Here is a 22,646-nt window from a genome sequence, read left to right as displayed (position 1 = left end):
AATAGATTCACAAATCTATTTTTTAAGTATATTCCTAAAATAATGAGTAAAGATATTTTTTTAACAAACAATCTAACAAATAAAAAAGAGAAGTTTGTTCCACTAGATAAAAGCAACATTAGAATGTATGTATGTGGTCCAACTGTTTATGACGATCCACATATTGGGAACGCAAGACCAATAGTTGTATTTGATATTCTGTTTAAAATTTTTAAAAAAAATTATTCTAAAGTTACTTATGTGCGAAATATTACAGATGTAGATGATAAAATTATTAAATCTTCAAAAGAAAATAATATTTCAATTTCAGAATTAACAAGCAAAGTAAATAAAAGTTTTAGTGAAGATTGTAATTACTTGAATTGTGAAGAGCCAACCTATCAACCTAAAGCAACTGAAAATATAGATTTGATGATTGAAATGATTTCTGAATTAATAAAAAAAGGATTTGCTTATGAAAATAATAGGCATGTTTATTTTGAGGTTAAAAAATTCAAGGATTATGGTCGACTATCAAATAAAAAATTAGAAGAACTTATTGCTGGATCAAGAGTAGAAGTTAGTGAAAATAAAAAAAATTCTGAAGATTTTGTTTTATGGAAACCTTCAGAAGATGACGAACCTTTATGGGAATCTCCATGGGGAAAAGGAAGGCCAGGATGGCATCTAGAGTGTTCAGCAATGTCAAAGAAATTTTTAGGAGATGAATTTGATGTTCATGGAGGTGGTATAGATTTGTTATTTCCTCATCATGAAAATGAAATAGCTCAATCAAGATGCGCAAATGATACAAAAATATTTGCAAAATATTGGATGCATAATGCATTCATCACTATGTCTAATGAAAAGATGGCTAAGTCTCAGGGAAATATTTTAAAAATAAAAGATTTTAGAAATAAGATAAGCGGCCAAGTTTTGAGATTAGCTTTACTGAGTTCGCATTATAAACAACCATTAGATTGGAATGATAAACTTCTGGACGACTGTCAAAACACGATAAATAAATGGTACAATTCATATTTAGATATTGAAAATAAATCTAAAGTTTCGGATGAAATTCTTCAGCCACTTTACGATGATTTAAACACGCCTGGATATATTGCCAATTTACATCAATTATATGACAAAGCTCAAAAGGGTAATGACGAAGATAAATCTTTATTTGTTTCTGCTTGTCAATTTGTAGGACTATTAAATGAAAGTAAAGAAAATTGGCTTAAATTTAAAATTAGTAAAGCTTTAATTTCTGAAAAAGAAATTTTACAAAAAATTCAGGAAAGAAATAAGGCAAGAGAGAACAAAAATTACGAAGAAGCTGATAAAATTAGAAAAGAGCTTTTAGATAAAGGTGTTTTAATAGAAGATAAAGATGGTAAAACGACTTGGAAATTTAAATGAGCAAGGAACAACTTTATATATTTGACACAACACTGCGTGATGGAGCACAAACCCAAGGCGTAGATTTTTCAATTGATGATAAGGAAAAAATCTCATCAGCATTAGATAAATTGGGTATTGATTATGTTGAGGGAGGATGGCCAGGAGCAAATCCAACTGATACTGAGTTTTTCAATAAGAATCATAATTTTAAAACAACGAAATTAACTGCATTTGGAATGACTAAAAAATCTGAACACAGCGCAGAAAATGACCCTATGCTCTCTTCATTAATTAATTCAAAAAGTACTTCTGTTTGCTTGTTTGGAAAATCATGGGATTTTCAAGTAGATGTCGCATTAGGAATAAGTAATGAGCAGAATTTAATGAATATAAGTGAAAGTACAAAACATATTGTTAAATCTGGAAAAGAGTTCATGTTTGATGCTGAACATTTTTTTGATGGATATAAAGCTAATCCAGAATATGCAATGTCATGTTTAAAAGCTGCTTTTGATAATGGTGCTAGATGGATTGTTTTATGTGATACTAACGGTGGTACACTCCCACATGAGATAACAGAAATTGTATCTAAAGTAAGCAAGCAAATCCCTGGAAAAAATTTAGGAATACATGCTCATAATGATACAGAAAATGCAGTAGCTAATAGTCTTGCAGCAGTTCAAGCAGGTGTTAGACAAGTCCAGGGCACAATTAATGGTTTGGGGGAAAGATGTGGAAATGCTAATTTAATGTCATTAATTCCCTCATTTTTTTTAAAGAAAGATTTTTCAGAAAATTTTGAATTAAGTATTAAAAGAGAAAATTTAAAAAACTTAACTCAATGCTCAAGATTATTAGATGAGATATTAAATAGAAAACCTAACAAACATTTACCTTATGTTGGAGCTTCTGCTTTTTCTCACAAAGGTGGAATGCATGTTTCAGCTGTTCAAAAAGATCCTAAAACCTATGAGCACATAAATCCAGAAGAAGTTGGAAACTCTAGAAATATAGTTGTTTCAGATCAATCGGGACAATCCAATATAATGTCGAGATTGAATTCAATAGGAATTAAAGTTGAGAAAAGTGATCCAAAAATTAAAAAACTTTTAGATGAAGTGAAAGATCGAGAATTTATTGGTTATAGTTATGATGGTGCTGACGCATCTTTTGAGTTGTTAGCTCGTAGATTAATGGGGGAGATACCAAGATATATCTCTATTAACGAATATGATGTTTCGGTAAAGAAAGATAATGCGGGAGAAATAGTTTCATATGCAAAAGCTCAATTAGAAGTAGATGGAGACAAAATTTTGTGTGAAGGACAAGGAAACGGACCTGTTAATGCTCTAGATAATGCAATTAGAAAGAATGTTAATAAGCTTGCCAAATATTCAGAATATTTAAAAGATTTAAGACTAGTTGATTACAAAGTTAGAATTTTAAACACTGGTACAGAAGCTGTAACAAGAGTTAGTATTGAAAGTACAGATTCGAAGGGTGTTAATTGGTTTACTATTGGAGTATCGCCAAATATCATTGATGCATCTTTCAAAGCTCTTGTTGATAGTTTAGATTATAAGTTATTTAAGGATAAAGCTCCTGGAAGTTCGTAAGAATGAAAATTAAAAAATTTTCAGAAAAACCATCTGATCTAAAAGATAGAATAGGAGCCAAACCAATAGTTTGTTACCCGAATACTAATATTGAAGAAAAAAATTTAAGTATTTTACATTCCGCTCGACAACACTTGGTTAAAAAAGAGGAAGTTATAATATCTCCAAGAGATGCAAAAACGTTCGAAGTTAAATTTGGTGAGTTTTTTAGAATTGAAAGTGTAGAGGGACCTCAGGTAGGTGATTTAAATTTATTTAATTTAAATAATTTAGAAGAAAAATTTTACTCAGGAAAAACAAGAGCACTCTATGGTACTCATCTTTCTGTTGGAGATAAAATGTTTAGTAGTTTTCCTTATCTTAGATCTTTAGCAACAATAACTTGGGATACTTTAGATTGGTATGGTTATGATAAAGATGGAGGATCGGTTCATGATGTAATTGGTACTAGATGTGATCCGTATACATCAAAACTGTTGAGCGATAACGATTATCATTATTGTTGTCATTCAAATTTAACAAGAGCTTTGGTAAAAGAAAAAAATATTCAATTAGATCATGCTGAAAAAATAGTTCATGATGTATTAAATGTTTTTATGTTAACTGGATTTACCAATGATACTAAACAATACTTTATGAAAGCAAGCCCTGTAAGACCTGGTGATTATTTAGAATTTTTTGCTGAAACAGATTTGTTGGGTGCTCTTTCAGCTTGTCCAGGTGGTGATTGTGGATCTGAACATTCATCTGATGTTGCAAAATGTTATCCACTAAAAGTTTCTATTTGGACAGTGGATCCACAATATCTAAATGATATTAAACCATCTGTTATTTCCAATTATAATAGAAATCATGGCATAGATTAATGTCTGTTAATAATATTTCTTTCATTTTACACAAACCTCAGCTCTCAGAAAATATAGGAGCATGTGCAAGAGGAATGAAAAATTTTAATTTTAATAAACTGATTGTTATTAATCCTAAACCAATATTTCCCAATGATAAAATTTTAGCAACCTCAGTAGGAGCAAAAAATATAATTAATAAGGCAAAAAATTTTGAAAATTTAGAAAAACCTTTAAAAAATATCGATATTGTAATTGCAACATCAGCGCGATTTAGAAATAAAAATATTAAACATATCCAATTAGAAGATTTAAAAAAAATAAATTATAAAAAGAAAATAGCTTTTTTATTTGGCTCAGAAGCATCTGGTCTATCAAATAATGAAATAAGCTATGCCAATTATACTCTTCAAATTCCAACTAACCCTGATTTTAAATCGTTAAATTTATCTCATAGCTTAATAATAATTGCACAATATGTATCAAGCATAATTAATTCAAAAGTATCTTCCTTTAAGAAATCAAATAAAGTTAAATCAGCATCTAAAAAAGAAATAGTTGCTATGGCAAATCTTTGTATACAGAATCTTGAAGAGATTAATTTTTTTAAATCAAAAGAGAAAAAGCCAATAATGCTTGAAAACTTGAGGAATATTTTTTATAGGATGGAATTATCAATCAAAGAAACACGTATTTTATCAGGTGTATTTGCAAGTTTAGGTAAAAAACGTTGATTGACAAAATGATGAGTAAGTTTATAAAGCCCATTATTAAATGACAAAAAGATTAAACTCTAAACATAAAGTAGATAGAAGACTAAAAGTTAACCTATGGGGAAGACCAAAGAGTCCTTTTAATACTAGAGCTTATGGACCAGGACAACACGGTCAAACAAAAACATCAAAGCCATCTGATTATGGGATACAGCTTCAAGCTAAACAAAAATTAAAAGCCTATTATGGTAACATTAACGAGAGACAATTTAGAAATATTTATAAAAAAGCAGTAATGCTCAAAGGCGACACTGGTGAAAACTTAATTGGTCTTCTTGAGAGAAGATTAGATGCTGTGATCTACAGAGCAAAATTTGCAACAACAATTTTTTCAGCTAGACAATTAATTAATCACGGTCATGTGAAAGTAAATGGTAAAAAAGTGAACATTGGGAGCTATTTGGTTAGAGAGGAAGATTCAATTGAGATAAGGGATAAATCTAAACAACTTGCAATCATCGATATAGCCTTAGCAAATAAAGAAAGAGAAGCTCCAGAATACATTCAAATGGATGAGAAAAATAAGAAACTTAAGTTTGTCAGAGTACCTAAGTTTGAAGAAGTTCCATACCCAATAGTAATGGAGCCCAATCTAGTTATTGAATATTACTCAAGATAATTGAATTTTTTTAGCATATTTAAGCGTAATACTATTTTTTTTTTTAAAAAAAAAATAAATGTAGACAATGATAAATTTAAAAAAAAAATAGGTTTAGATAATCTTTTTATAAATTATGGTACTGATAAATCATCAAAATCTCATAATTTCTCAAAATTTTATACAAGACACTTAAACGGAATAAAAAATAAGAAAATAAATATTTTAGAAATAGGTGCTGCAGGAGGGGCATCTGCTGCATCTTTTATTCATTATTTTAAAAAAAGCAGAGTTTTTTGTATTGATGTAAATTTAACATTGGTTGTTTATAAGTCAAAAAAAATTAATTATTTTGGATTAGACTCTTCAAATGAAAAAATGTTAAGCAAATTTATTAAAAAAATTAGTCAAAATTTTTCAGTTAATAAATTTCATATAATTATTGATGATGGTTCACACTTGTTAAGTGATCAATTATTTTCATTAAATTATTTTTATAAATATTTAACAAATTCAGGTTATTATATTATTGAGGATTATAAATTTTCAAATTATTTTAAAAGAAATAAGAATGTTAATGAGCTTACTTTAGATAAATTGATAGATAAGTTAAATAAGAATAAAAAAATTAAATCTAAAATTTTAAATGAAGAAACAATTAGAGAATTACGTAAATCTAAAATTTTTTGCTACAAAGGTAAAAGCAAAATATCTGATATAGCTTTTCTTAGAAAAAAATAATTTTAATCTTTTTAGTTTTTAAAATTTATACCTTTTTCTTCTAACAATTTTTTTAATTCACCGTTTTCGTACATTTCTTTAACTATATCACAACCACCTATGAATTCGTTTTTAATGTATAATTGAGGTATAGTAGGCCAGTCACTAAAAATTTTAATACCCTCTCTTAAATTTTGATTTTCTAAAACATTTATACCTTTAAAGTTTACTTCTAGTATTTTTAAAATATTTGAAGTAGCCATTGAAAATCCACATTGAGGAGCGTCAGGTGTGCCTTTCATAAACAAACATACTTCATTGTTTTCAATTTCATTTTTTATTAAATCATTTATTTGTTGATCCATTTAGCTCTCCTTTGTTTTAATTGCTAATGCATGCAGTTCATTACCCATTCTACCTTTTAATGAGTTGTAAACCATTTTATGTTGCTCAATTTTACTTTTTCCAGAAAATTGTGATGAGGTAACAGTTGCGGAATAATGATTTCCATCACCTGCCAAATCTTGTATTTCAACAATTGCATCTGGCATTGCCTCTTTTATAAAATTCTCAATTTCTTTTAAATCCATTGCCATTATTTACTCATATAATTTGCAAGCCAACTTTTATTTGAAGTTGATAATTCGTCAATTGTAACTTTTGTCTTATCATTAATATATAGTTCATTTTCATTAATTGTACCAAGTTCATCGAAATGGACTGCATTTTTAAGCAATATATCAGCTACTTTTTTAAAATCTTTTTTGTTTATTTCTATAATATATCTGCCTTGGTCTTCAGCAAACAAGTATTCTATTTCGTTAATTAAATATTTAGGTTTTTTAATATTTATTCCCTTTTTTCCTTTAATACACATTTTCGCTACTGAAGTAATTATGCCACCTAAGGAAACATCATGCGCACTTTTTATTAAATTATTATCAATCAATTTCAGCAATGTTTCACCATTATTTTTTTCGTTAAATAGATTTACCTCGGGTGGTGGTCCATTTTTTTCATCTAAAATATTTCTTGCAAATAAACTTTGATCAATGTGACCCTCAGTTTTTCCTATAACCAAAACTAAATTGTCAACTTCTTTGAAATCCATTGTAATCATATTCTTATAATTTTTGATCAAGCCAACTCCACCAATTGCAGGTGTAGGCTTTATACCTTGGTCTTTTGTTTGGTTATAAAAAGATACATTTCCAGAAACGACAGGAAACCTAAGGTATTCACTAGCTTCACCTATACCTTGAACGCATTCAACAAACTCACCCATATTTTCATCATTTTCAGGACTTCCAAAATTTAGACAATTAGTGATAGCAATTGGTTTTGCACCAACAGATATAAGATTTCTAAAACTTTCACAAACTACTTGCTTTCCACCAGTTAAAGGGTGGGCCCAACAATAAACTGCAGAAGAATCTACAGAAGCAGCTACAGCTTTATCCGTTCCATGAACTCTTACAACACCAGCATCCCCACCAGGTTTTTGTATTGTATCGCCCATGACAGTATGATCATACTGTTGCCAAATCCACTCTTTGCTACACACGTTAGGATTTGCTAAAATTTTTTTTAATACATCAATAATTTTTAAATGTTTAATATCTTCCTTTTTAATCTTATTTTTTTTAGGAAGTTTTGCTTTTTTCCATTTTCGATCGTACATAGGAGAGTTTTCAACCAAGGTATTAACAGGAATGTCAGCAACTTTTTTTTTATCAAAATAAAGTTCTATTTTTTTAGATTTAGTAGTTTTTCCAATCACTGCAAAATCTAAGTTCCATTTATCAAATATTTTTTTTGCCTGTTCTTCTTTGCCGTTTTCTAGAACAATCAACATTCTTTCTTGGCTCTCAGAGAGCATAATTTCGTAAGGTGTCATTTTAGTTTCTCTACATGGCACTTTATTTAAATTGATTTCAATTCCAAGGTTTCCTTTAGATGCCATTTCAATACTTGATGATGTTAAACCAGCAGCACCCATATCCTGTATAGCTATAATTGAGTCTCCTGCCATTAACTCTAAACAAGCCTCAAGTAATAGTTTTTCAGTAAATGGATCACCAACTTGAACTGTTGGTTTTTTTTCTTCTATTTTTTCATCAAAACTAGCTGAAGCCATACTTGCCCCATGTATTCCGTCTCTACCAGTTTTAGATCCAACATAAATTACTGGTTTATTTAATCCTGCAGCTTTAGAGTAAAAAATCTTATCTTTTTTTACCAATCCTAATGTCATAGCGTTAACCAAAATATTTCCATTATACGAGCTATCAAAACTTGTTTGGCCAGCAATTGTAGGAACACCCATACAATTTCCATAACCACCTATTCCATGAACAACACCTCTTAATAAATTTTTCGTTTTTTTATGTTGTGGTGATCCAAAATGAATAGAGTTTAAGTTAGCTATTGGTCTTGCGCCCATTGTAAATACATCTCTCATTATTCCTCCAACACCGGTAGCAGCACCTTGGTATGGTTCAATAAATGAAGGGTGATTGTGACTTTCTATTTTAAAAACTATAGCATCATTATCCTCAATATCGATAACACCAGCATTTTCTCCAGGACCTTGAATAACTTTCTTTCCTTTAGTAGGTAGTTTTTTTAGGTGTAATCTTGATGATTTATAAGAACAATGTTCATTCCACATTGCAGAAAAAATACCTAGCTCTGTGATGTTAGGAGTTCTCTTTAATAGTTCACAAATTTTAGCGTATTCATCTTTCTTTAAACCATGATCAACTGCTACTTGCTCGTTTACAATCATTTTAAGTTGCTTATTAAGTTTTTAAAAAATAATGATCCATCCTCACCAGATAAAGATGTATCAATCATTCTTTCAGGGTGGGGCATCATTCCTAGAACATTTTTTTCTTTATTAAATATACCGGCAATATTTTTTATAGACCCATTAGGATTAAACTGATCTTCTATTCTTCCATTTTCATCACAATAGTTAATAGCTATTTGATTATTATCTTCAATTTCTTTTAATTGATCATTGGTACAAAAATAATTTCCTTCATTATGAGCTATATGAAATTCAAAAACTTCTTTATCAACATTTTTAAAATATTTATTTTTTTTATCTTTAATTTTTACAAAAACATTTTTACAAATAAATTCTAAATATTTGTTTCTAAGCAAAACACCTGGAACTAAACCAGTTTCTACCAATATTTGAAATCCATTACATATACCCATAACCATACCACCTGAATTTGCAAAATTAATTACAGACTGCATTATTTTTGATTTAGATGCCATACTTCCGCATCTCAAGTAATCACCATATGAAAATCCACCTGGCAATACAACTAAATCACTTTTTGGCAATTCAGCATCAGCATGCCAAACCATTTTATTTTTAAATCCAAATTTTTTTAGAGCAACATCCATGTCTCTGTCGCAATTTGAACCAGGAAAAGTAATAACTGCTGATTTCATTAATTACTTTGGATCAATAATTTTATAATTTTCAATTACAAGATTTGCCAAAAGTTTTTTACACATTTCTTCAACTTTTGCTTTTGCTTTATCGTTATCTGTTTCTTTAGTGTCAATTTCAAAGTATTTACCTTGTCTAACTTCATTAACATCATCAAAACCCATTCCATCTAAAGTTTGATGAATAACTTTTCCTTGTGGATCAAGAACATCTTTTTTTAAAGTTATTATTACTGAAATTTTCATTTTTTCTTTCTTTTAACTGAAGATAATTTTGTTACGTTTACAGCTGAAACATTAGATTGTTCATGAAGTATACCTAATCTTTTAGCAACCTCAGTGTAGGCTGGAATTAAATCACCTAGATCTTTTCTAAATCGATCTTTATCTAACTTTTTTTCTGTAATACTGTCCCATAACCTACAAGTGTCAGGACTAATTTCATCTGCTAAAATAACTTCATTTTTTCCATCAATTTTAATTCTTCCAAATTCTAATTTAAAATCTATAAGTTTAATTCCAACACCTCTAAACATCCCAATCATGAAATCATTAATTCTTAAAATCATTTTTTTAACTTTATCTATTTCTGTTTTTGATGCCCAATCAAAAGCTAAAATATGTTCTTCAGATATTAATGGATCTCCAAGCTTGTCATCTTTTAAGCAGTATTCAATCAGAGGTTCTTTTAAAACAGTACCGTCTTCAATACCCAATCTTTTAGTAATTGAGCCTGTTGCAACATTTCTCACAATGAATTCGATCGGAATTATTTCTACAAGCTTTATAATTTGCTCACGCATATTTAATCTTTTTACTAAATGATTTTTAATTCCTATTTGAGAAAGGTTAGAGAGTATATGCTCAGATATTCTATTATTTAAAACACCTTTGCCTTCAATAGTAGTTTTTTTTTGATTATTGAATGCAGTTGCATCATCTTTAAAATATTGGATAACTAAGTTTTTATCATTTGTTGCATAAATGATTTTAGCTTTTCCTTCGTACAATTTTTTACCTTTTTTCATTATTTAAAAACTCTTCTAAAGATAAAATTTACATTTTTAAAGTGTTTAGAATAATTAAATATAGATTTTAGTTTTTTTGGAGAAATTTTGCTCATTATAAATTTATCAGATGATATGACGTCAATTAAGTTTAAATTTTCTGCAAAACATTTTTTTGCATAAGATTGAACTAATCTATAAGATTTTTCTCTGCTTAATCCTGTTTTAGTTAATTCCAACATAACTTCTTGAGAGAAAATTAAACCTTTTGTTAAATTTAGGTTTTCAAGCATTTTTTTAGGATAAATAACCATATTATCTAAAATATTTGTAAGTCTGACCAATGCAAAATCAGTTGTTATATTAGCATCTGGCCCGATATTTCTTTCAACACTTGAATGAGAAATATCTCTTTCATGCCAAAGAGCAATATTTTCAAGTGCTGGCACAACTGAACTTCTAACCATTCTAGCTAAACCAGTAAGATTCTCACTTAATATAGGATTTTTTTTATGAGGCATAGCGGAGGATCCTTTTTGATTTTTAGAGAAATATTCTTGTAGTTCATAAACTTCAGTTCTTTGAAGATGTCTTATTTCAACTGCTATTCTCTCTATTGAACCTGCAATAATTCCTAAAACAGAGAAATAAAATGCATGTCTGTCTCTTGGGATTACCTGTGTAGATATTGGCTCAACTTTAAGACCTAATTTTTTGGCAACATGTTTTTCAACTTTTGGATTAATGTTGGCAAATGTACCAACAGCACCAGAAATTGCACAAGTTGATACTTCCTCAATAGCATCTTTTAGTCTTTTTCTATTTCTTTTAAATTCCTCATAGAACGAAGCCAATTTTAGCCCAAAAGTAATTGGCTCAGCATGGATACCGTGGCTTCTTCCCATACAAGGTGTAAATTTATATTTTTTGGCTTGTCTTTTTATAACTTTTAAAATTTGATCAATATCTTTTAAAATGATTTTACCTGATTGGACCAATTGAATATTAAAACTAGTATCTAAAACATCAGATGATGTCATACCCTGATGAAGGTATCTAGCTTTAATTCCAGCTTTTTCAGTAACAGAAGTTAGAAAAGCTATTACATCGTGTTTTACCTCAGATTCGATTTTGTGAATTCTATCTACATTAATTCTAGCTTTTTTTCTTACAATTGAAGCAACACCTCTTGGAATTTGTCCAAGTTTTTCCATTGCCTCAGCAGCTGCAACTTCTACATTTAACCAGATTTTATATTTATTTTCCTCTGACCAAATATCAGTTAATTCTTTTCGCGAGTATCTTTTAATCATTAATTATAAGTATGGAGGCTTTGAATAACCTTTAGCAGATTCTGTAAAGATTTCATAACCATTTTCAGTAATTCCTAATGTATGTTCAAATTGTGCAGATAAAGATTTATCTTTTGTAACAGCTGTCCAGCCATCATTCAACATTTTTACATCATATTTACCTGCATTTATCATAGGTTCTATAGTAAATGTCATACCAGGTCTTAATTCCATGCCTGTATTTTTTTTACCGTAGTGTAAAATATTTGGTGGCTCATGAAATGTTGTGCTTATTCCGTGACCACAAAAGTCTCTAACAACTGAAAATCCTTTTTCTTCTACAAATGATTGAATTTCATAACCAATATCTCCTAATTTAATTCCAGGTTTTAAAATTTTAATAGCTCTCATCATAGATTCATAAGTAGCATCTATAAGATTGTTTAACTTAACCGGAGTTTTTCCAACACAAAACATTCTACTTGTATCCCCATAGTGCCCATCTACAATTGCAGTTACATCTACATTAATTGCATCACCTTCTTGTAAAATTCTATCAGATGGTATTCCGTGACATACAACATGATTTAAAGACGTACATAAAGATTTTGTAAATCCCCTGTAATATAGTGGAGCTGAATAACCTCCATTATCTCTAATAAACTCATACCCTAACTTATCAATATAATCTGTAGAAACACCTACTTTGATATTTTCAGTTAACATATCTAGAGTTCTTGCAGCCAGTCTTCCAGCAACTCTCATTTTTTCAAATTTTTCTTTATAATCAGTCATCTATAATTTTTAATTTTTTATCTATAAAAATTTTCTTAGAACTTATATCACATCTATAAGCCAAAAAATTAACACCAGCTTTTTTGGCTTTTAGGTAGGCGTTGTAATATTCTTCATCTATATCTTTAGCTATTTTAAAATATTTCATATTTTGAATTTGAACCAAAAATATTAAGTATGTTTTATAACTTTTTTTTATGGCATCAATAAGGGTTAATAAATGCTTAATTCCTCTAGTTGTTGGCGCATCTGGAAATTCAGCAGTATCTTTATTTCTAAATAATGTAACATTTTTTACCTCAACAAAGATTTTTTGATCCTTTTTTTCTAATAAAAAATCAAATCTAGTTTCCTTATTAAAAAAAACCTCTGATTTTAAAGAGTCATTATATTTAAGTTCATTTATAAGATTGTTATTAAGTCCATGCTCAACTATTCTATTTGCCATGTGAGTATTCACCCCAACTAAATTTTTTCTAGATTTAATAATTTCTAATCCATATTTAAGTTTTCGTTTTGGATCGTTATTAGGACGCAAATAAACTTCATTACCTTCATCTAGCAAACCTTTCATTGATCCTGTGTTAGGGCAGTGAGCTGTGACAATATCTTTACCTAGCTTCACGTCAGTAAAAAACCTTTTATAACGTTTGATTAGTTTGCCTTTTATTAAAGACTTGGTAAATTCCATTAGTAAATTATATATTTCATATGGATAAAAAAGTAAAAGTTAATGCATCGATTTTAATTATTGGTAATGAAATTTTATCTGGCAGAACTCAAGACACAAATACATCAACCTTAGCTATTTGGCTCAATTCAATTGGAGTAAATGTTGCAGAAGTTAGAGTAATACCCGATGATGAAGAAACTATTGTTAAAACTTTAAACTTACTTAGATCAACATACGATTATGTTTTTACAACTGGTGGTATTGGACCTACTCATGACGATATTACCGCTCAATCAGTTTCAAAAGCATTTGGAATTAAATATGAGATTCATAAAGAGGCTTTTAAAATCCTAGAAGCTTATTATCAACCCGGTGAATTTAATGAAGGTAGACAAAAGATGGCATGGATGCCAGAGAATGCAAAATTAATTTTAAATCCAACAAGTGGTGCACCAGGATTTAATGTTAAAAACGTATTTTCATTGCCGGGCGTACCATCTATTTTAAAATCAATGTTAGGTGGTTTAACTAATAGCATAGTAGGGGGCGAACCAATTAAAAGTCTTACTATTAGCTTAAGAACTGTTGAAAGTGAAATAGCTAACTCTTTAACAAAAGTTCAAAATGATAATAAAGATGTTGAAATTGGAAGCTATCCCTTTTTTCATGCAGGTAAATTAGGTGTTTCTATAGTAATAAGATCAGAAGATCAAAATAAAATAGATAATTGTAATTCTCAAATTTTAAAATTTGTAAATGAGAAAAAAATTGAGGTAGTAGATAGATAATGCTGTATTTTGCTTATGGAAGTAATCTTAATCATTTTCAAATGAAACGTAGATGTAAAGACAGTATTTTTTTGAAAAAAATAAATTTAAAAGATTTTAGATTAACATTTAGAAGCAAATATAGGGCTGCAGACATAGAGCCTAAAAAAAATTCTATTGTTCCAGGTGCATTATTTGAAATTTCTAAAAGTGATGAAAAAAAATTAGATGTATATGAAGATTTTCCAATTCTTTATAAAAAATACTATTTTAATTATCACGGAAAAAAAGTGATGACCTATACAATGGTAAAAAAAACACCATTCAAATTTCCAACTGAGAGATATCTAAATGTAGTCAAAAGAGGATATTTGGATTGCAAACTAGATAAAAAATTTCTTATTAAAGCTTTAAAAATATAAATATTTTATTTTCAAAAATTATGTTCTCCTGATGAATTTTGTGAGTGTTTATTAAAATGAACAGAATAGGCGCTTAAGTCATTTCTGTTACATTTTGCGATGTACCAATAAAAATCGAAATCTTTTTCTTTAATAATTTGATTAGTTGAAATTATTATTGATTTTTTTGGATATAAATCTTTTTTAATTGTTTTTATAAATCCCTTTGAATTATAAAAATCTATTTTTATTTTATCTTTATTTCCTTTGGGTGAATAGAAGCAAAAGCCTAACTTACTATTATAATCTTTGTGATTTATCATTTGACCCCAAACAAAACCTTTTTTATTTTTTGGTATAAATCTGTCATCATTGGCTAGGGATACAGCTATAGAGCTATTTAAAGAATTTTTTTTCTCTATACCACCATAGATAAGTTGATGATTCACTCGTGTTGGAATTTTACTTTTTATTGCCTTCACAATTACTGTAAATGCAGTAACATTTTGAAGTTTTGATTTTTTTACAAGTTCATTTATGTTGATAATTAAAGCATCAGAGGAAGATGAGGTAATTTTCTTTACTGGACTTATATATGTTGATTTTTCTCCAAAAATTTTAATACTTACATTTAATTTGCATGGACTAAAAATTGGATACATAGAAATTTTATTTGTAAAATCATTAAAGTATGGATACGTTTTATAACTTTCAGAGGAATTAAAGTATTCTTTTTTATTTGAAGATACATAATAAGAGTGATTAGCGCTAAAAGCTTTTGTATTTTTATTCATTTGACCAGACAATAATCTTCCATAAAACATATTTTGCATTGGTTGTTTTATCTTAACTACTCCACCATCCAGTTTACCAGGTAAAATTTTTGATAAATAAAAAGATTTATAAGATAAACGTGGAACAGAAACTTTTAATTTTTTTTTAATCTTTAATTTATTTTTTTCATAATTGATAAAAACATTTTCATTTTTTAATTCTGAAATACCTGTGGATAAATTAAAAAAAGTATCAAATGTATTATCTATTTTTAAATCGATAGATGATTCTAAAACTTGTGTTTTGTTTATTTGATCATTTTCAAATGGATCATTTAGTATTCTATTATAAGAGTGAACTACATTACAAAAATCATTACCTAGATGACTGACAATAACAGCAGGAAAAGGAATAAATAGATTTTTTTCAGAAAAGAAATCTATCAAATAATTTTTAACATTAAAATCTCGAAAAATAAGTGAAAGATTTAAACAGTAAACCTTAGGTTTCTCAACCTGTATTGTTTTTGTATCTAGTAAATTACCTTTTTTATCAATTGCACTAAGTTTAAGAGCGACTGATTTATAGCCTCTTTTAAGTAAAAAATGATTAATAAAACTTATCCATGTATCAGCACCATCCATACTTGGTGCAATTAAGGATGATCTATGTACAGTATTTTTAAATGGTTGTATGTGATATTTAATTCTGTCCCTTTGAACTTGATGGTAATCTTTCATAAATAAATTAAAACATTATATTAATTATATTTACTACATATTACTTATAATAAAAATATAATAATTAAATTTAATTTATGAGTTTAAAAATTTCAGAGGACACGATTTTTTATATTGTTGCTCCTGCTTGTTCTCATACAGGAGGACCTAAAGATCTACATCAACTCGCCTATGAACTGCATAATTTGGGTAAAAAAGTATTTATGTATTATTTTCCAATTGAACACACAGATCCAGTTCACGAAAATTATAAAATTTATGATGTTCCATATACTAAAAAAATAGCTGATAACGAAAAAAACGTTTTAATATTTGGAGAGACAAGCAGCAATATTCAAATATCAAAAAAATTTCATCATATTCAAAAAGTTCTTTGGTGGTTAAGTTTAGACTATTTTTTTATTACATTTTTTAATAATAGATTTCCTAAATTACTAAGATCATTAATAAAACTACCATTAAATTTAATTAAATTATTCCACATATTATCAAATAATTATTTTGGTAATTTAAGTTATGCAAAGTATTTAAAAATAATTTATTTAAAATTTTCTTTTAAAAATGTACTTAATATCAAAGGAATTAATTTAAACTTGTCTCAATCAATTTATCAAAAAAAAATTTTAGAAAGTAAAAATATTAAATCAAAATTGCTTTGTGATTATATTACAGATGAATTTTTTGAAGCAGCCAAAAACATTTCATTAGATGATAAAAAAAATATTGTTTGTTACAACCCTGTAAAAAGCTCCTCTTTTATGAATAAAATAATTAAAAAAAATCCATTTATAAAATTTGTACCCCTAAAAAATTATACGACTAAAGAATTGATTAAAATGTTATCTGTAAGTAAAATTTACATGGATTTTGGTTTTCACCCAGGTGTAGATCATTTACCTAGAGAGGCAGCTATTTTAAAGAATTGCATTATAACCAATAAAGAGGGAAGTGCTTTTTATAATCAAGCAGTAACAATAAATGAAGATTACAAATATCAAGAAAAAAATAGAAATTTACTTCTTATAAGCAACAAAATAGTTAAAATTTTTAATAATTTTAACTCTGAGCTTGTTTTTTTTGAAAATTATAGAAAAAAATTATACCAAGAAAAAAAAATATTTAAAAATCAGGTAAGAGATTTGTTTTATAAATAATATATTAAATACTTTATAAATTTACACATAATTCCTTAAAATAAGAAAATTAAATAAATTTTACTTATTAGTCTTGTTCAATTATAAATATTAGCATAAATACTCATGAAATTCACAAATGCCCTCGTGGTGAAATTGGTAGACACAAAGGACTTAAAATCCTTGCCGCTTGCGGAGTGCCAGTTCGAGTCTGGCCGAGGGCACCACTAAATGAGTAAACTTCAAGTTATTTCAGATAAAAATAAAAAATCTTCAAAGATTAAAAACCTATTATTAAAAAAAATTAAATCTTATCAATTTAAAAAAGAAAATCTTATCATTGTTATTGGTGGTGATGGTTTTATGCTTCAAACATTAAAAAGGAATAAAAATTCTAACAAACATTTTTATGGGATCAATTCTGGAAATTATGGATTTCTTATGAATAAATTTTCATCAAAAGATATTATAAGGAATATATTCAATGCAAATTCAGTCTCAATTTCTCCTCTAGAAATGATTGTTAAAAATAAAAAGAATCAAATAAAAAGATCAATAGCAATTAATGAAGTTTCTGTACTCAGACAAAGCAGACAGGCTGCCTTCTTGTCAATAAAACAAGGATCTAGACAAATTATAAAAAAATTAGTTTCTGATGGTGTTTTAGTTTCAACACCCGCTGGTAGCACAGCTTATAATCTATCGGTCCACGGACCAATATTAAGTTTACATTCTAAAAAATTATCAATATCGCCGATTAGTGCTTTTAGACCAAGAAGATGGAAAGGAAAAATTGTAAAAGATAAGTCAAAAATTGTAATAAAAAATTTAAATCCTTCAAAAAGACCAATAAGTGCAGTCGCTGATAATTTAGAGGTAAGAAATGCTAAATCAATTGAAGTTAAGATTAGTAACAAAATAAAATTTAATCTTCTTTATGACAAAAATCGAAGTTTAAATAAAAAAATTAAAATAGAACAAATTAGAAAAGAAACTAGTTAGTATTTATTTGTAAATTTGTATTTTAACTAAATTTATTCTAAATATATCTTTTGACAAATTGTATAAATAAAATATCTATTAAAAAATATGAAAATCGGATTTATAGGATTAGGTAAACTTGGACTCCCTGTTGCTCTTGCTATTGAAAGTAAGGGCCATGAAGTTATAGGAACTGATATTAACGATATTACTTTGAATAATATTAGATCTAAAACACTTAATTATAGGGAAGAAAGCGCTGAAGAATTATTGAAGTCATCTAAACTTCAATTAAAATCCTTAGATAAAATTGTTGAAGAAAGTGATATAATTTTTGTTCCAATCCAAACTCCCCATGAAGATAAGTATGAAGGTGTTACAAGAATACCCTCAGAACGTGCTGATTTTAATTATGAATATTTAGTAAAAGGTATAAAAGATCTTAATGAAGAAATTGAAAAACAGGGAAATGATAAAACTGTTATTATTATTTCCACTGTCTTACCTGGAACAATATCGAGACATATAAAGCCCATTCTGGGCTCCCATTTAAAACTTTGCTACAATCCATTTTTTATAGCAATGGGCACTACCATTGATGATTTTTTAAACAGTGAAATTATTCTTTTTGGTGTTGATGATGAAGGTGCTGCTAAGAAAGCTGAGGAATTTTATAAGACTATTAACAAAACTCCTTTTTATAGAACAACTATCGAAAATGCTGAATTAATTAAGGTTGTTTACAATACTTTCATATCAACTAAAATTTCAATGATCAATACAGTTATGGAAACTTGTAATTATCTGCCTAATACAAATGTTGATGATGTAACCGAAGCTCTTGCTCTTTGTACTAATAGGATTATTAGCAGAAAATATTTAAAGGGAGGTATGGGAGACGGTGGAGGATGTCATCCCAGAGATAATATAGCGCTTAGCTATTTAGCTAAAAAATTAAATTTATCATATAATTGGTATGACAACATAATGATACAGCGTGAAAAACAAACAGAATGGTTTGCGGATTTAATTATTAAAAATAAAGACAATATGAAAGTAAATATTTTGGGCAAATCATTTAAACCAGAAACCAACATTGTTACGGGGAGCCCTTCAATATTATTAAAAAATATTTTAGAAGAAAAAGGTATTATGGTGACAATGTGGGATCCTTGGGTTGATCTAATGGATATTAATAAAGCCAAAGAAAAATATGAGTGGGATAGTGTGCCTCAGTTATATTTTATAGGAACTATGCACAAAATTTTTAAAAATTTTAAATTTTGTAAAGGTTCAATTGTAATAGATCCTTGGAGAATCGTTGAAAAAAACGAAAATATTAAATTAATCTCTATAGGTATTGGCCCTAAATCTTAAAAAAAGATATAAAAAAATCACAATTGTTATTATTGATAAATATGATCCATAATTTAAGTTATTTTTAAATGTTATTTTAAAATCATAAGTTCCAGGGTCAATTAAAAAACAATTCTTAAAATAATTACATTCGAAACTTTTGGTAATATATTTATCTGAAGTTAGAGACCAGTTTTTATGGAAAGATTTATTTATAAATAAAATATTAACTTTTTTACTATCAGTTCTAAATGTAAATTCATTATCTTTAAAATTTAATAATTTGATATTATTTTTTCTATCTTTAAAATTATCTTCATTAAATGAATATTTTCCATTCTCTAAAAAAATTGTACCATTCGTAATTAACTTAATTTTTTCATAATCAGTATATTTCAAATTGTTAACCACATAATATAAAGGCAATGCTTCTTCATAAAGATATATTAATTTAGTTTTATATGTTTCTAATAAAGATAATTTAAAAGATGGTTTCTCTATTACATCGTTTGATATAATATATTTAATAGAGGAATTTTTAAACAAGGTGGTTTCTAAGAAATTTACATTTCCTCTAACTAAGTCTCTTAATTTTGTAATGTTTGAATTATTGATGATCATTTCAGCTTCATCTTTAGGGTAAAAACTAGTTAACCCGCTAAAATTAACACCAGGAGCTTCTCTATGGCCGTGATAAGGGTTTGTTATTGGTTTACCACTAATCCATTCATCTAAAATTTCAAATTGACCATTATAAAATTTATCTCTTTTAGAAATTTCAACATTAAAAAATCTGTCATAAGTCTCAAATTCGCTTAACTTTTCTTTATCCCAAAATCTTTCTGACAAACTTAGTGGATAAAAGTGTAATGATAATAAATAATGCACTAATAAGAAAACAAAACTTAGAAAAATTTTGTTTTGAAAAAGAACACTTTTTTTATAATTAATAATTAAATAAATTATTAATAGAGAAAGAAAAAAATAAAGAAGACTGTTGAAGCCTAGAGACATTTCATATCTTTTATAAGTTTCAACTAAAGCTTTTATTACTACGTCTGGTGGATAATGATAAATTTTGGGTTGAAGAAGAATTAAAAAATTATTTATCATTTCCTTTAGAGAAAAATTAAAAATATTTATAATATTTATTATGAGGGGCACTATTGTTATTATTGATAAAATTATTAAATAAATTTTAACAATTATTTTTTTTAAAATTAAATTTAAATTATCTTTAAAATCAGAATTTAGAACCATGTTGATTACACATATTTGTAAAATAAAAATCTCTTGATTTACTTTTTCAAATTTATAAGTGCCGATTAAATGCATTAAAACACCTTGTATTACAGGAAAACAATAATTAATTATGACGAACGTTAAATATATAATAAAAAAAATATAAATATCTTTATATCTGTCATTTTTTTTTTGGTACAAAAAAATTAAAAATATAAGATTAAAAATAAAATTTATATTTGAATATCCTCCTGTGGAAATATTTATTCCACCAGTAGGTAGAAGAAGGTTTAGCGGTAGAATAGGCCCAAATAGTATAAAAAAAACTTGCCTTAGAAGATCATGATCAAAATTTGGGTTTACATAATCAAAGTTACTGTAAGATTCAGCTCTTGTATATTGTGTTTGAATAATTTCATTTAACAATGGGAACCAAATCCATGAACCAATTAGTAGTAAAGTCACTAACGATAAAAAATTAATTTTTAAATATTCTTTAATATATAATTTTTTTTCAGTAAAAAATTTTACTATTAAAAATAAAAAACCTGCTATTAAAACATTCTGTAGTGCTGGGATACTTCCAAAATGTAATACAACAAAAAAAATTAAAGTCGTATAAAAAAAATATTTTCTTTTATTAGTTAAAAAATATTCATTTAAGCACATTATATATGTTGGAAACCCAAAACCTATAAGTAGCCAATGTCTTTGAAATTGTAAATCATATCTACTACTGCCAAATAGAAATAAAAAAGATAAAATTAATGCAATCACATCGTTAGATTGAGGAGCAAAATATTTTAAGAAATAAAAAATAGAGGTAATTGAAAGTGAATAAAGAACTATTATTGAGCAATTATAAAAAATTACAGCATCATAAAAATTTACTTTATTGAGCAAACTCTCAATAATTCCAAATAATGAGTAATATTGTGTAGTGCCGGGATCGCCATATAAAGTTGATACTCCAAATATTGCATTTGCATTCCAACCTCCATTATGAACTGAAGATGACGAATACATCATCATGCTGAAAGGGTCTTCATCAACAAAAAAGTTTTGCCCTAGAAAAAGTCCATTAAAGAATATTAATGTAAAAAGTAATGCTATTAGAAAGACTAGAACTTTATTTTGTAACATAAAATAAAACTAACTTTATAAATAATATAGAAAACTTAAGATATTGTTTAAAATTGATTGAACTAATTCCTTCTATTCTTCCTTTGTAACTAGAAGCTACTTCTTTTATCTTTATTTTATCCATTAAAAACAGAAGGATATTCAAGTTTTCTAAAGGAGCAATGTAAGAAATTTTTTTTTGCATTAGGATTGATATAGCTTTTCTATCATAAACCCTAAATGCGTTACTATAATCTTTAATTTTTTTGTTAAATAAAATATTACAAATTTTTGAAACAACAAAACTTATTAATACTCGATCCTTATCTCTACTAAAATGTTTTGATTTTTTGAGATATTTTGAAAAAATAATTAAATTATATTTGCCCGACATAATTATATTTAATTTTTTTTTAATATCTTTGGGACTATGAGATAGATCTGCATCCATCTCGATAAAAAAATTTGATTTAATATTTTTATAGGACCATTTAAGACCAACTTTGACTGCTTCACATCTATCTTTTTTTCCACAATGAATTATCTCAAAATTTTTTTTGTTAAAATGTGATTTAATTTTATTTTTGGTAAGATTATTTGGGCTATCGTCTATAAAACAAATAAAATATCTGTCTTCATTTAAATTATTATCTAAAGCCAACTTTAAATCTAAGATATTTTCCTCTTCGTTAAGCGTGGGTATTACTAAACAGATATCATATTTTTTTGAATTTTTTTTATTCAGCATTTTATCATTAATTATTAATTTAATTTTTAACTTAATTTATTTAGAATTATTTACTACCACATTAATAAACGATTTTTATTTTAAAAAAATTTAAGAAAAATTTCAATTTATTGAAAATAAATGAGATTTTAGTGGTGCCCCCGCACGGATTCGAACCGCGGACCTATTGATTACAAATCAATTGCTCTACCAGCTGAGCTACAAGGGCATGCGCA

The 22,646-nt window shown here is 27.3% G+C and carries 23 protein-coding genes and 2 tRNA genes; 12 read left to right on the top strand and 13 right to left on the bottom strand.

The window, feature by feature from the left end:
- Positions 1-42 precede the first annotated feature (42 nt).
- From cysS to DT059_RS07165, 6 genes are read left to right on the top strand one after another with little or no spacing between them, the layout of a single operon-like run.
- Complete coding sequence (cysS, locus tag DT059_RS07190) at positions 43-1,398, top strand: cysteine--tRNA ligase (protein ID WP_145597992.1); 1,356 nt, start codon at positions 43-45, stop codon at positions 1,396-1,398.
- On the top strand, positions 1,395-2,996 hold the full coding sequence (gene cimA / locus DT059_RS07185; protein WP_145597990.1) for a citramalate synthase: 1,602 nt from the start codon (positions 1,395-1,397) through the stop codon (positions 2,994-2,996). The genes cysS and cimA overlap by 4 nt, the downstream gene beginning before the upstream one ends.
- Positions 2,997-2,998: 2 nt before the next feature.
- Positions 2,999-3,862: an urea carboxylase-associated family protein gene (locus tag DT059_RS07180; RefSeq protein WP_145597988.1), complete on the top strand. Its 864-nt coding sequence runs from the start codon at positions 2,999-3,001 to the stop codon at positions 3,860-3,862.
- A complete protein-coding gene (locus DT059_RS07175) occupies positions 3,862-4,575 on the top strand; it encodes an RNA methyltransferase (RefSeq protein ID WP_145597987.1) in 714 nt (237 codons plus the stop codon). Before DT059_RS07180 ends, DT059_RS07175 begins: the two co-directional genes overlap by 1 nt.
- A gap of 40 nt (positions 4,576-4,615) precedes the next feature.
- Positions 4,616-5,233 (top strand): 30S ribosomal protein S4, encoded by a 618-nt coding sequence (gene rpsD / locus DT059_RS07170; RefSeq protein WP_145597985.1) that lies wholly within the window; start codon positions 4,616-4,618, stop codon positions 5,231-5,233.
- Positions 5,234-5,953, top strand: coding sequence for a hypothetical protein (locus DT059_RS07165; RefSeq protein ID WP_145597982.1), 720 nt, complete (start codon positions 5,234-5,236; stop codon positions 5,951-5,953).
- An 11-nt stretch (positions 5,954-5,964) separates the two neighbouring features.
- On the opposite strand, the gene grxD is transcribed toward DT059_RS07165, so the two are convergent.
- From grxD to sfsA, 9 genes are read right to left on the bottom strand one after another with little or no spacing between them, the layout of a single operon-like run.
- The gene (grxD, locus tag DT059_RS07160; protein WP_145597980.1) at positions 5,965-6,297 is read right to left on the bottom strand and encodes a Grx4 family monothiol glutaredoxin; all 333 of its coding nucleotides are present in this window, start codon (positions 6,295-6,297) and stop codon (positions 5,965-5,967) included.
- Complete coding sequence (locus tag DT059_RS07155) at positions 6,298-6,528, bottom strand: BolA/IbaG family iron-sulfur metabolism protein (protein WP_075503726.1); 231 nt, start codon at positions 6,526-6,528, stop codon at positions 6,298-6,300.
- Entirely contained in the window at positions 6,528-8,720 is a 2,193-nt protein-coding gene (gene purL / locus DT059_RS07150) for a phosphoribosylformylglycinamidine synthase subunit PurL (protein WP_145597978.1), read from the bottom strand. The genes DT059_RS07155 and purL overlap by 1 nt, the downstream gene beginning before the upstream one ends.
- Complete coding sequence (purQ, locus tag DT059_RS07145; RefSeq protein ID WP_145597976.1) at positions 8,717-9,400, bottom strand: phosphoribosylformylglycinamidine synthase I; 684 nt, start codon at positions 9,398-9,400, stop codon at positions 8,717-8,719. The genes purL and purQ overlap by 4 nt, the downstream gene beginning before the upstream one ends.
- Before the next feature lie 3 nt (positions 9,401-9,403).
- Positions 9,404-9,646 (bottom strand): phosphoribosylformylglycinamidine synthase subunit PurS, encoded by a 243-nt coding sequence (gene purS, locus DT059_RS07140; protein ID WP_023855120.1) that lies wholly within the window; start codon positions 9,644-9,646, stop codon positions 9,404-9,406.
- Positions 9,643-10,428, bottom strand: coding sequence for a phosphoribosylaminoimidazolesuccinocarboxamide synthase (gene purC / locus DT059_RS07135; RefSeq protein WP_145597974.1), 786 nt, complete (start codon positions 10,426-10,428; stop codon positions 9,643-9,645). The genes purS and purC overlap by 4 nt, the downstream gene beginning before the upstream one ends.
- Positions 10,428-11,720, bottom strand: coding sequence for an adenylosuccinate lyase (purB, locus tag DT059_RS07130; protein ID WP_145597972.1), 1,293 nt, complete (start codon positions 11,718-11,720; stop codon positions 10,428-10,430). Before purB ends, purC begins: the two co-directional genes overlap by 1 nt.
- Before the next feature lie 3 nt (positions 11,721-11,723).
- Positions 11,724-12,494, bottom strand: a complete 771-nt coding sequence (gene map, locus DT059_RS07125; RefSeq protein ID WP_145597971.1) for a type I methionyl aminopeptidase — start codon at positions 12,492-12,494, stop codon at positions 11,724-11,726.
- Positions 12,487-13,185: a DNA/RNA nuclease SfsA gene (gene sfsA / locus DT059_RS07120; RefSeq protein WP_145597969.1), complete on the bottom strand. Its 699-nt coding sequence runs from the start codon at positions 13,183-13,185 to the stop codon at positions 12,487-12,489. Before sfsA ends, map begins: the two co-directional genes overlap by 8 nt.
- A 20-nt stretch (positions 13,186-13,205) precedes the next feature.
- On the opposite strand from sfsA, the gene DT059_RS07115 reads away from it, so the two are divergent.
- Positions 13,206-13,955, top strand: coding sequence for a competence/damage-inducible protein A (locus DT059_RS07115; RefSeq protein ID WP_145597967.1), 750 nt, complete (start codon positions 13,206-13,208; stop codon positions 13,953-13,955).
- Complete coding sequence (locus DT059_RS07110; RefSeq protein ID WP_145597966.1) at positions 13,955-14,356, top strand: gamma-glutamylcyclotransferase family protein; 402 nt, start codon at positions 13,955-13,957, stop codon at positions 14,354-14,356. The genes DT059_RS07115 and DT059_RS07110 overlap by 1 nt, the downstream gene beginning before the upstream one ends.
- Before the next feature lie 11 nt (positions 14,357-14,367).
- On the opposite strand, the gene DT059_RS07105 is transcribed toward DT059_RS07110, so the two are convergent.
- Entirely contained in the window at positions 14,368-15,849 is a 1,482-nt protein-coding gene (locus DT059_RS07105; protein WP_145597964.1) for a hypothetical protein, read from the bottom strand.
- Between the two features lie 77 nt (positions 15,850-15,926).
- Here DT059_RS07105 and DT059_RS07100 point away from each other — a divergent pair, with 77 nt between their 5' ends.
- The 4 genes from DT059_RS07100 (at position 15,927) to DT059_RS07085 (ending at position 19,340) form a co-directional block, all read left to right on the top strand.
- Positions 15,927-17,003, top strand: coding sequence for a hypothetical protein (locus tag DT059_RS07100; RefSeq protein WP_145597962.1), 1,077 nt, complete (start codon positions 15,927-15,929; stop codon positions 17,001-17,003).
- Positions 17,004-17,123: 120 nt separating this feature from the next.
- A tRNA-Leu gene (locus tag DT059_RS07095) sits at positions 17,124-17,209 on the top strand.
- Between the two features lie 4 nt (positions 17,210-17,213).
- Positions 17,214-17,984, top strand: a complete 771-nt coding sequence (locus tag DT059_RS07090) for an NAD kinase (RefSeq protein ID WP_145597960.1) — start codon at positions 17,214-17,216, stop codon at positions 17,982-17,984.
- An 87-nt stretch (positions 17,985-18,071) separates the two neighbouring features.
- Positions 18,072-19,340 (top strand): nucleotide sugar dehydrogenase, encoded by a 1,269-nt coding sequence (locus tag DT059_RS07085; RefSeq protein ID WP_145597958.1) that lies wholly within the window; start codon positions 18,072-18,074, stop codon positions 19,338-19,340.
- On the opposite strand, the gene DT059_RS07080 is transcribed toward DT059_RS07085, so the two are convergent.
- From DT059_RS07080 to DT059_RS07070, 3 genes are all read right to left on the bottom strand, one after another.
- The gene (locus DT059_RS07080) at positions 19,308-21,704 is read right to left on the bottom strand and encodes a hypothetical protein (protein WP_145597956.1); all 2,397 of its coding nucleotides are present in this window, start codon (positions 21,702-21,704) and stop codon (positions 19,308-19,310) included. The genes DT059_RS07085 and DT059_RS07080 overlap by 33 nt on opposite strands.
- Positions 21,691-22,431: a glycosyltransferase gene (locus DT059_RS07075; protein WP_145597953.1), complete on the bottom strand. Its 741-nt coding sequence runs from the start codon at positions 22,429-22,431 to the stop codon at positions 21,691-21,693. The genes DT059_RS07080 and DT059_RS07075 overlap by 14 nt, the downstream gene beginning before the upstream one ends.
- Before the next feature lie 132 nt (positions 22,432-22,563).
- Positions 22,564-22,639: transfer RNA gene (locus DT059_RS07070), tRNA-Thr, on the bottom strand.
- Positions 22,640-22,646 lie beyond the last annotated feature (7 nt).

This window comes from Candidatus Pelagibacter sp. FZCC0015, assembly GCF_007833635.1.
In the GTDB taxonomy this organism is placed as follows: domain Bacteria; phylum Pseudomonadota; class Alphaproteobacteria; order Pelagibacterales; family Pelagibacteraceae; genus Pelagibacter.
This window is presented reverse-complemented; position numbering and strand designations above follow the sequence as displayed.

What these genes read in the sequence shown, in the direction of transcription:
- purC (WP_145597974.1), bottom strand. Translation starts at nt 10,428, where the DNA reads ATGAAAAAAGGTAAAAAATTGTACGAAGGAAAAGCTAAAATCATTTAT.
- DT059_RS07175 (WP_145597987.1), top strand. Translation starts at nt 3,862, where the DNA reads ATGTCTGTTAATAATATTTCTTTCATTTTACACAAACCTCAGCTCTCA.
- rpsD (WP_145597985.1), top strand. Translation starts at nt 4,616, where the DNA reads ATGACAAAAAGATTAAACTCTAAACATAAAGTAGATAGAAGACTAAAA.
- DT059_RS07085 (WP_145597958.1), top strand. Translation starts at nt 18,072, where the DNA reads ATGAAAATCGGATTTATAGGATTAGGTAAACTTGGACTCCCTGTTGCT.
- DT059_RS07115 (WP_145597967.1), top strand. Translation starts at nt 13,206, where the DNA reads ATGGATAAAAAAGTAAAAGTTAATGCATCGATTTTAATTATTGGTAAT.
- DT059_RS07080 (WP_145597956.1), bottom strand. Translation starts at nt 21,704, where the DNA reads ATGTTACAAAATAAAGTTCTAGTCTTTCTAATAGCATTACTTTTTACA.
- cysS (WP_145597992.1), top strand. Translation starts at nt 43, where the DNA reads ATGAGTAAAGATATTTTTTTAACAAACAATCTAACAAATAAAAAAGAG.
- purL (WP_145597978.1), bottom strand. Translation starts at nt 8,720, where the DNA reads ATGATTGTAAACGAGCAAGTAGCAGTTGATCATGGTTTAAAGAAAGAT.
- DT059_RS07100 (WP_145597962.1), top strand. Translation starts at nt 15,927, where the DNA reads ATGAGTTTAAAAATTTCAGAGGACACGATTTTTTATATTGTTGCTCCT.
- DT059_RS07090 (WP_145597960.1), top strand. Translation starts at nt 17,214, where the DNA reads ATGAGTAAACTTCAAGTTATTTCAGATAAAAATAAAAAATCTTCAAAG.
- DT059_RS07110 (WP_145597966.1), top strand. Translation starts at nt 13,955, where the DNA reads ATGCTGTATTTTGCTTATGGAAGTAATCTTAATCATTTTCAAATGAAA.
- grxD (WP_145597980.1), bottom strand. Translation starts at nt 6,297, where the DNA reads ATGGATCAACAAATAAATGATTTAATAAAAAATGAAATTGAAAACAAT.
- map (WP_145597971.1), bottom strand. Translation starts at nt 12,494, where the DNA reads ATGACTGATTATAAAGAAAAATTTGAAAAAATGAGAGTTGCTGGAAGA.
- cimA (WP_145597990.1), top strand. Translation starts at nt 1,395, where the DNA reads ATGAGCAAGGAACAACTTTATATATTTGACACAACACTGCGTGATGGA.
- DT059_RS07155 (WP_075503726.1), bottom strand. Translation starts at nt 6,528, where the DNA reads ATGGCAATGGATTTAAAAGAAATTGAGAATTTTATAAAAGAGGCAATG.
- purS (WP_023855120.1), bottom strand. Translation starts at nt 9,646, where the DNA reads ATGAAAATTTCAGTAATAATAACTTTAAAAAAAGATGTTCTTGATCCA.
- sfsA (WP_145597969.1), bottom strand. Translation starts at nt 13,185, where the DNA reads ATGGAATTTACCAAGTCTTTAATAAAAGGCAAACTAATCAAACGTTAT.
- DT059_RS07105 (WP_145597964.1), bottom strand. Translation starts at nt 15,849, where the DNA reads ATGAAAGATTACCATCAAGTTCAAAGGGACAGAATTAAATATCACATA.
- DT059_RS07180 (WP_145597988.1), top strand. Translation starts at nt 2,999, where the DNA reads ATGAAAATTAAAAAATTTTCAGAAAAACCATCTGATCTAAAAGATAGA.
- purB (WP_145597972.1), bottom strand. Translation starts at nt 11,720, where the DNA reads ATGATTAAAAGATACTCGCGAAAAGAATTAACTGATATTTGGTCAGAG.
- purQ (WP_145597976.1), bottom strand. Translation starts at nt 9,400, where the DNA reads ATGAAATCAGCAGTTATTACTTTTCCTGGTTCAAATTGCGACAGAGAC.
- DT059_RS07075 (WP_145597953.1), bottom strand. Translation starts at nt 22,431, where the DNA reads ATGCTGAATAAAAAAAATTCAAAAAAATATGATATCTGTTTAGTAATA.